Raw genomic sequence first — 7,196 nt, 5'->3', positions numbered from 1 at the left:
CCGGCCTTCTCAAAGAGGATGGGAGCCACTTCCTTCACCTGCCGGAGCATTTCCCAGGCCAGGGCCCGGATCTCCCACTGGGCCCTGGCGCAGCACCGGAGCTGGAAGAAATGGAGCAGGCTCCGGGCGTTCATGGTGACCACGATCTTGGTTTCCGCCGCGTTGGGCAGGATGTACCGGGCATCTTCCGCCGGCACCCCTGCCTCCGTCCATTTGTTGTACAGGTCCTGGATCCGGCTGCACAGGTCCTCAAATTCCTTCTTGCATTCCGGCCGGGCTGCCAGGGTAGGCGGCAGGATGGTCTCGAAATCGTGTTCCTTCACATACCGCTGGCTCTGCTGGCTGTAGGAAGCGATCCGGTGGCGCACCAGCTGGTGGGTCAGCACCCGGGACACCCCTTCGATGGCAAAGGTGAAGCTTACATGCTCAAAGGTGGAGGTGTGCCCCATCTGGCCCAGCCGGCGCACCAGGCTGGCCACTTCCTGGTCGGTCATCTTGGTTTCCAGTTCCGCTGCCCCGATGGGAGAATAGCAGAGCCGGGCGCTCATGGCCACGGTCCGGTCCGGTTCGGGAGTATAGCGGAGCAGTTTTACATGCATCATTTCTTTTTCTGTTTCCTTTCGTCCTCCATGGCCCGGCGGATCAGCTCAAAGGACCGGTCCATCAGTTCCTGGAGCCGGTCCTTCCGGTCCGTCAGGTGCAGGTAGCCCATCAGGGCTTCGAAAGCCGTGCCCTGGCGGTATTCCCGGACACTGGCACTTTTGGGCACCGTGCTTTTGGTGTTCCGGCCCCGCCGGGCGATCTGGGCTTCCTCTTCCGTCAGGATCCCGGCTTCTTCCATGTCATCCATGGCTTTGGCCTGCATCACCGCGGATACCATCCGGCTGGCCAGGTCGTGGAGCACCTGCACATGGCTGCTCACGGGCAAAAGCCGCATCCGCACATACAGGGAAAACACCGCATCCCCGATATAGGCCAGTTCCACCGGGTGGATCAGCCGGGGTTCCGGCAGGGTCTGCGGGGTTCCGCAGGTATGCAGCACATGGTCCAGGAGCCGCTGATACTGTTCGTATCTCACTTTCTCTTCCACCGTACGCCCTGGGGCGTGTCTTCCAGGATGATCCCCTTGGCGGCCAGTTCGTCACGGATGGCATCGGCCTTGGCAAAATCCCGGGCTTTCCGGGCAGCCTGCCGTTCTTCGATCTTGGCGGCGATTTCCGCTTCCTCGTTGCTCACCGCGCCCCCTTCGCTGTTGGCGGCCGGTTCACTTTCCAGGATCCCGATGACCCCGGTCATTTCCTTCCAGGCCTTGTCCATCTGTTCCACCAGTTTGCCGTCAGGCTTCTTGGCGCCGCTGAGGATGGCGTTGTGGTACACGTTGATCTCCTTGGCCAGGGCGAACAGATAGCTGATGGCCAGAGAGGTGTTGAAATCGTCGCTCATGGCGTCGAAGAACCCCTGGCGCAGTTCCGCCACTTTGTCCCGGAGAGCCAGGCTTTCCGCGTCCGGCCCCACGGTGATCACCTGCTGGATCTCCCGCAGGTTGTTCTGGGCCGTGCGCAGCCGTTCCAGGCTCCGTCCCGCTTCCGCCAGCCGTTCCTGGCTGAAGTCCAGAGGACTCCGGTAGTGGGTGTTCAGGATGAAATACCGGATGGTTTCCGGTTCGTATTCTTTCAGCAGATCATACACGGTCTTGAAGTTGCCCAGGGATTTGGACATCTTTTCTTCATTGATGGTGATGAATCCGTTGTGGACCCAGTACCGGACGAAGGGATGGACCCCGGTGGCTCCTTCGCTCTGGGCAATTTCATTTTCGTGGTGAGGGAAGATCAGGTCGCTGCCGCCCCCATGGAAGTCCAGGGTGTTGCCCAGGTACTTGGTGCTCATGGTGGAGCATTCAATGTGCCAGCCCGGCCGGCCTTTGCCCCAGGGGCTGTCCCAGGAGGGTTCTCCCGGTTTGGCGGATTTCCACAGGGCGAAATCCATGGGGTTCTCTTTCCGTTCGTCCACGTCCACCCGGGCGCCGGCCATCATGTCTTCCAGCTTCCGGCCGGACAGTTCCCCGTAATGGGCGAACTTTTCCACCCGGTAGTACACGTCCCCGTCCACCACATAGCCGTAGCCATGGTCGATCAGCTGCTGGACCGTGTGGATGATGTCAGGGATGTGTTCGGAAACCCGGGGATAGATATGGGCCCGCTTCACATGGAGCTTGTCCATCACTTCGAAATAGGCTTTGATGTACCGGTTGGCGATCACGTCCCAGGTGACCCCTTCTTCATTGGCGGCCCGGATGATCTTGTCATCCACGTCGGTGAAGTTCTGGACATAGGTCACATCGTACCCTTCATGGTCCAAAAACCGGCGGATGGTGTCCCACACCACAAAGGGCCGGGCATTGCCGATATGGGGATGGTTGTAGGGAGTGACCCCGCACACATAGATCCCCACCTTCCCGGGATGGAGAGGCACGAACTCCTCTTTCTGCCGGGTCATGTCATTATATACACGGATGCTCATAGAAAGCTCCTTTCCTTACAGGTTCACGCCGGCTTTGGCCAGGCTGCCCCGGATCCGGGCGGCCGCACGGTCTTTGCCCAGGAGGGGAATCATTTCCGCCAGTTCCGGTCCGTGCTGGTTGCCGGTGAGAGCCACCCGCACAGGCATGAACACTTTCTTGCCCCCCAGCTTGGTTTCCTTCTGGACGGCTTTGAACAGGGCCTTGGTGCCGGCATGGTCCAGGTTTTCTGCAGCTGCCAGTTTGTCCAGGAACAGGCTCATCACCTGGGGCACTGTTTCTTCCTTCAGCACGGCTTCCGCTTCCGGAGTTTCGAAGTCGAATTCGTCAGTGAAGTACAGGGCCACTTTTTCCGGGATTTCCTTCCCGAATTCCGCCTGGTCCCGGGCGGTCAGGATGACTTTCTTCAGCCATTCCAGCTTGTCCCCGGTTTCTTCCCCGGTCATGTACCCGGCTTCCTTCATGAAGGGTACGGCAAAAGCCACATAGTCTTCGTCGGACAGCTGGCGCATGTAATGGGCGTTCAGCCAGTTCAGTTTCTTGATGTCGAATACCGCCGGGTTCTTGGCCACATGGTCCAGAGAGAACTGCTGGATCAGTTCTTCCCGGGAGAAGATTTCCTGGTCAGAATTGGGCGCCCAGCCCAGGAGAGCCAGGAAGTTCACAATGGCGTCAGGCAGGTAGCCCATCTGCCGGTACTGGTCCACGGAAGTGGCCCCGTGCCGTTTGCTCATCTTCTTGTGGTCCGGTCCCAGGATCAGGGAAATATGACCGAAGGTGGGTTTTTCGAATCCCAGGGCATCGTACAGCAGCAGCTGCCGGGGCGTGTTGGACAGATGTTCTTCCGCCCGGATCACACAGTTGACCCCCATCAGGGCGTCGTCGATGACCACGGCGTAGTTGTAGGTGGGGATCCCGTCGCTTTTCACGATGACAAAGTCCCCGATGCCGTTGGAATCGAAATGCACGTCCCCACGGACTTCATCGTGGACCACAATATCCTGGTCTTCCGGCACCCGGAACCGGATGGTGGGTTTCCGGCCTTCCGCTTCGTAGGCGGCCCGCTGCTCCGGAGTCAGGTTCCGGCATTTCCCCATGTACCGGGGCGTCTTCCCCTGGGCGGTCAGGGCTTCCCGTTCCGCTTCCAGTTCTTCCGGAGTGCAGTAGCAGTAATAGGCCTTGCCTTCTGCCAGCAGCTTGTCGGTGTATTTCTTGTAGATGTCCAGCCGTTCCATCTGCCGGTAGGGGCCGTTGGGGCCTCCCACATCCACCCCTTCATCCCAGTCGATGCCCAGCCATTTCAGGGCCGCTTTGATGTTGGCTTCCCATTCCGGTTTGGACCGGTCCTGGTCGGTGTCTTCGATCCGCAGCAGCATGACCCCGTTTTCCTTCCGGGCCAGCAGCCAGTTGAACAGCGCAGACCGGGCGCCTCCGATGTGGAACGGCCCGGTAGGGCTGGGTGCAAAACGTACTTTCAGTTTCTTTTCCATTGTATCTTCCTCCCAAAGGTTTTTTATCTTGTAAGACTGGCCACGGCTTCGGCAGCAATGCCTTCTCCCCGGCCTGTAAAGCCCAGTTTTTCCGTGGTGGTGGCCTTTACGTTCACCGCGTCCCGGGGCAGCCCCAGGTCCGCGATGAGATTCTCCAGCATGGCCGGCTCATAGGGAGCCAGCTTGGGACGCTGGGCGATGATGGTCACATCCACGTTGTTCACCTGCCAGCCGGCTGCCCGGAGCTTCTCCAGCACCGCCGCCAGCAGTTTCCGGCTGTCCGCCCCCAGATAGGCGTCGTCCGTATCCGGGAACAGCCGGCCGATGTCTCCCAGGCCCGCCGCCCCCAGCAGGGCGTCCATCAGGGCATGGAGAGCCACATCCGCGTCAGAATGGCCGTCCAGTCCTTTATCCCAGGGCACAGTGACCCCGCAGAGGATCAGAGGCCGGCCTTCCACCAGCCGGTGCACGTCATACCCGGATCCGATCCGGAATTCCATAGGCTTTCCCTCCCTGCGTTCTGCCAGATCCTGAGCCCAGGCCAGGTCTTCCGGCGTAGTGATCTTCCGGTTGTCATAGTCCCCCATGATGAGGGCCACCTGACCGCCCAGGGCTTCCACCAGGCTGGCATCGTCGGTCACATCCAGCCGGCGTTCCCGGGCCAGGGCAAATCCTTCCCGGAGCAGCTCCGGCCGGAAGATCTGAGGAGTCTGGACCGCCCAGAGACGGCTCCGGTCCAGGGTGTGGTCCACAGAACCGGCGCAGTCATCCACTTTGATGGTATCCTTGCAGGGCACTGCAGCAATGGCTGCCCCGGTTTCCCGGGCTTTGTCCCACACCCGCTGGAACAGTTCCGGCCCGGCAAAGGGACGGGCCCCGTCGTGGACCGCCACCCAGGAGGCATCCTCAGGCAGAGCCGCCAGGGCATGGGCCACGGAATCCTGCCGCTCTTTCCCGCCGGTGACCACCTGCCAGGCAAGGCCGGGGAACTGCCGGTCCTGCCACTCCTGGAGCAGCTGCCGGGCTCCCGTTTCTTCCCCTTTGGCCACAGTGACCAGGGCCAGGGTCAGGCCGGGCACCTGGCTCAGCTGATGCAGGTTCCGGACCAGGATGGGGATTCCCCGGACAGAGGCATAATTTTTATTATACCCCAAACCCAGCCGTTTTCCCATACCTGCGGCGGCAATGATGCAAACCAATTCCTTTTCCATCCCATCATTCCTTATCTTATTTCAGTTTGGCAAAGATCATCCGTCCGGCAGAAGTCTGGAGCACGGAGGTGACCGTCACCGGTACGGTGAAGTTCACACAGCGCTTGCCCCCTTCCACCACCACCATGGTACCGTCATCCAGGTAGCCGATGGCCTGGCCCGGTTCCTTGCCTTCCTTGGCCAGATAGATCTGGAGTTCTTCTCCCGGCAGTACGGACTGCTTCAGGGCATTGGCCAGGTCGTTGATGTTCAGCACCCGGACCCCCTGGATCTCCGCCACCTTGCTCAGGTTGAAGTCATTGGTGGCCACCATGCCGCCCCGCTCTTTGGCCAGACGGACCAACTTGGTATCCACTTCCGTAATGTCGTCATAATCCTTGTCGGCGATTTCCACCACCGCGTTTTTGTCCCCCTGGATGGCCCGGACAATGTCCAGCCCTCTCCGGCCCCGGTTCCGTTTCAGGGTATCCCCGGAATCGGCGATTTTCTGGAGCTCTTCCAGGACGAATTTGGGAATCACGATGATCCCTTCCAGGAACCCCAGCCGGATCACATCCAGGATGCGGCCGTCGATCAGAACGCTGGTATCCAACAGTTTATAAGTGCGGGAAGCATTACGGGCACTGGCTTTCCGGGCATTGTCCTTGTTCCGGGCAAACCAGACTCGGTTAAAGAATAAAAGGATATCCTCACGTTTGTTCAACGCCACCTTGGCCCCGATGAGGGCCCCCATGATGCTGAAGATCAGGGAGATGTACGGCCCCACAATGGGCAGACGGGAAAAGGCCGTCCCCAAAAGGGTGGCTACCACCAGTCCGGTGATCACCCCGATGGACAGGACAAAAATGTCTCCGGTGGGCAGATCCGCCAGATAGGATGCCAGGATCTCCGAATAATGGAGGGTGGAATGGATCAGGGGCGTGGCGGCAGCCTTGCCGATGTACCCAAAGATCAGGGCCCCGACCACCCCCAGAATCAGGTTCAGAGGCGTCACCCCCAGAAACCCCAGTTTCAGGTAATCCGAAGAAACGAATTCACTGAGAAGAGGCGTGGCGATTTCCATCAGGAAAACCCCCAGGGCAGCAAAGACCAGGATAACGACAAATTTGATGATTTTCTCAACCATAGTTTCACCTCCTTGCGCAACATTTCAAAGTTTATTGTACAATAATACGAAAATAAAGAAAAGAGATTGCAACAGAAATTGGAATAAAGTGTAAAAAAAGGAGGTGTGAAAAATCATTTCACACCTCCCGTCAATGGTCAATTGTCAATGGCTTCATGATGAAATTTGCAGGCAAATTTCCAAGCCAGAAAATTACACAAACTGATCCAGCCATTTTTCACTTTTTTCTTCATCCACGCTTTCCACCAGCATGAACTCACTGAGGAGGATCTGCTTGGCGGTGGTCAGGAGCCTGCGTTCCCCGGCGGACAGCTTCTTTTCCGTTTCCTGTACTGCCAGGGTCCGGACCACATCCGCCACTTCGAAGATGTCCCCGGTCTTCATTTTATCCACGTACATGTTGTACCGGCGGTTCCAGGTGATCCGCTTCATCTTGTTTTCCGGCCGGGCCTTCAGCACGTCTTCCACCTTGGGAAGGATGGCCTTGTTCACAATGGGACGGAGCCCGATTTTATCCACATTGACTTCCGGGATCAGCACCTTCATATCGCTGAGCAGCATCTTCAGCACAAAATAGTTGACCGGATGACCGTCAATCTGTTTCTGCTCCACATTCTTTATCACAGCCGCCCCATGCATGGGGTACAGCACTTTATCGCCCACTGTAAACATTCTGCTACCTCCTTACGTACAGAGTAGATACAATACCAACAACTGTATTTATTGTAGCACGGATGTTGCAAGAAGTCAAATTTTTAGATTATAACACTTATCTTATGGTGATGTCAACGGTTTTTTGAGAAAAAGGGGGTGTTGCACGTTATGTGCAACACCCCGGCCTTATGAGCCGC

7 protein-coding genes are annotated in these 7,196 nt (G+C 58.2%); all 7 read right to left on the bottom strand.

Annotated elements, in window-relative coordinates:
• A partial coding sequence (thyX, locus tag QVO43_RS02400; protein ID WP_369678669.1) for an FAD-dependent thymidylate synthase occupies window positions 1-599 on the bottom strand: 599 nt, incomplete at its 3' end.
• The gene (locus tag QVO43_RS02395; protein ID WP_288174371.1) at window positions 599-1,078 is read right to left on the bottom strand and encodes a Mini-ribonuclease 3; all 480 of its coding nucleotides are present in this window, start codon (window positions 1,076-1,078) and stop codon (window positions 599-601) included. The genes QVO43_RS02395 and thyX, both read right to left, overlap by 1 nt.
• The gene (cysS, locus tag QVO43_RS02390; protein WP_022487008.1) at window positions 1,075-2,520 is read right to left on the bottom strand and encodes a cysteine--tRNA ligase; all 1,446 of its coding nucleotides are present in this window, start codon (window positions 2,518-2,520) and stop codon (window positions 1,075-1,077) included. The genes QVO43_RS02395 and cysS overlap by 4 nt, the downstream gene beginning before the upstream one ends.
• A gap of 15 nt (window positions 2,521-2,535) precedes the next feature.
• Complete coding sequence (gltX, locus tag QVO43_RS02385; protein WP_022487007.1) at window positions 2,536-4,008, bottom strand: glutamate--tRNA ligase; 1,473 nt, start codon at window positions 4,006-4,008, stop codon at window positions 2,536-2,538.
• A gap of 23 nt (window positions 4,009-4,031) precedes the next feature.
• Window positions 4,032-5,219 carry a 2-C-methyl-D-erythritol 4-phosphate cytidylyltransferase gene (gene ispD / locus QVO43_RS02380; protein WP_022487006.1) on the bottom strand — a complete coding sequence of 396 codons (1,188 nt, stop codon included), beginning with the start codon at window positions 5,217-5,219 and terminating at the stop codon, window positions 4,032-4,034.
• Between the two features lie 16 nt (window positions 5,220-5,235).
• Window positions 5,236-6,345, bottom strand: a complete 1,110-nt coding sequence (locus QVO43_RS02375; protein WP_022487005.1) for a PIN/TRAM domain-containing protein — start codon at window positions 6,343-6,345, stop codon at window positions 5,236-5,238.
• 192 nt (window positions 6,346-6,537) lie between these two features.
• Entirely contained in the window at window positions 6,538-7,017 is a 480-nt protein-coding gene (locus QVO43_RS02370) for a CarD family transcriptional regulator (RefSeq protein WP_012938099.1), read from the bottom strand.
• Window positions 7,018-7,196: the final 179 nt, after the last annotated feature.

This window comes from Acidaminococcus sp. CAG:542 (genome assembly GCF_000437815.1).
In the GTDB taxonomy this organism is placed as follows: Bacteria; Bacillota; Negativicutes; order Acidaminococcales; family Acidaminococcaceae; genus Acidaminococcus.
The sequence above is the reverse complement of the archived record's forward strand: the minus strand, read 5'-3'. Positions and strand labels throughout refer to the sequence as shown.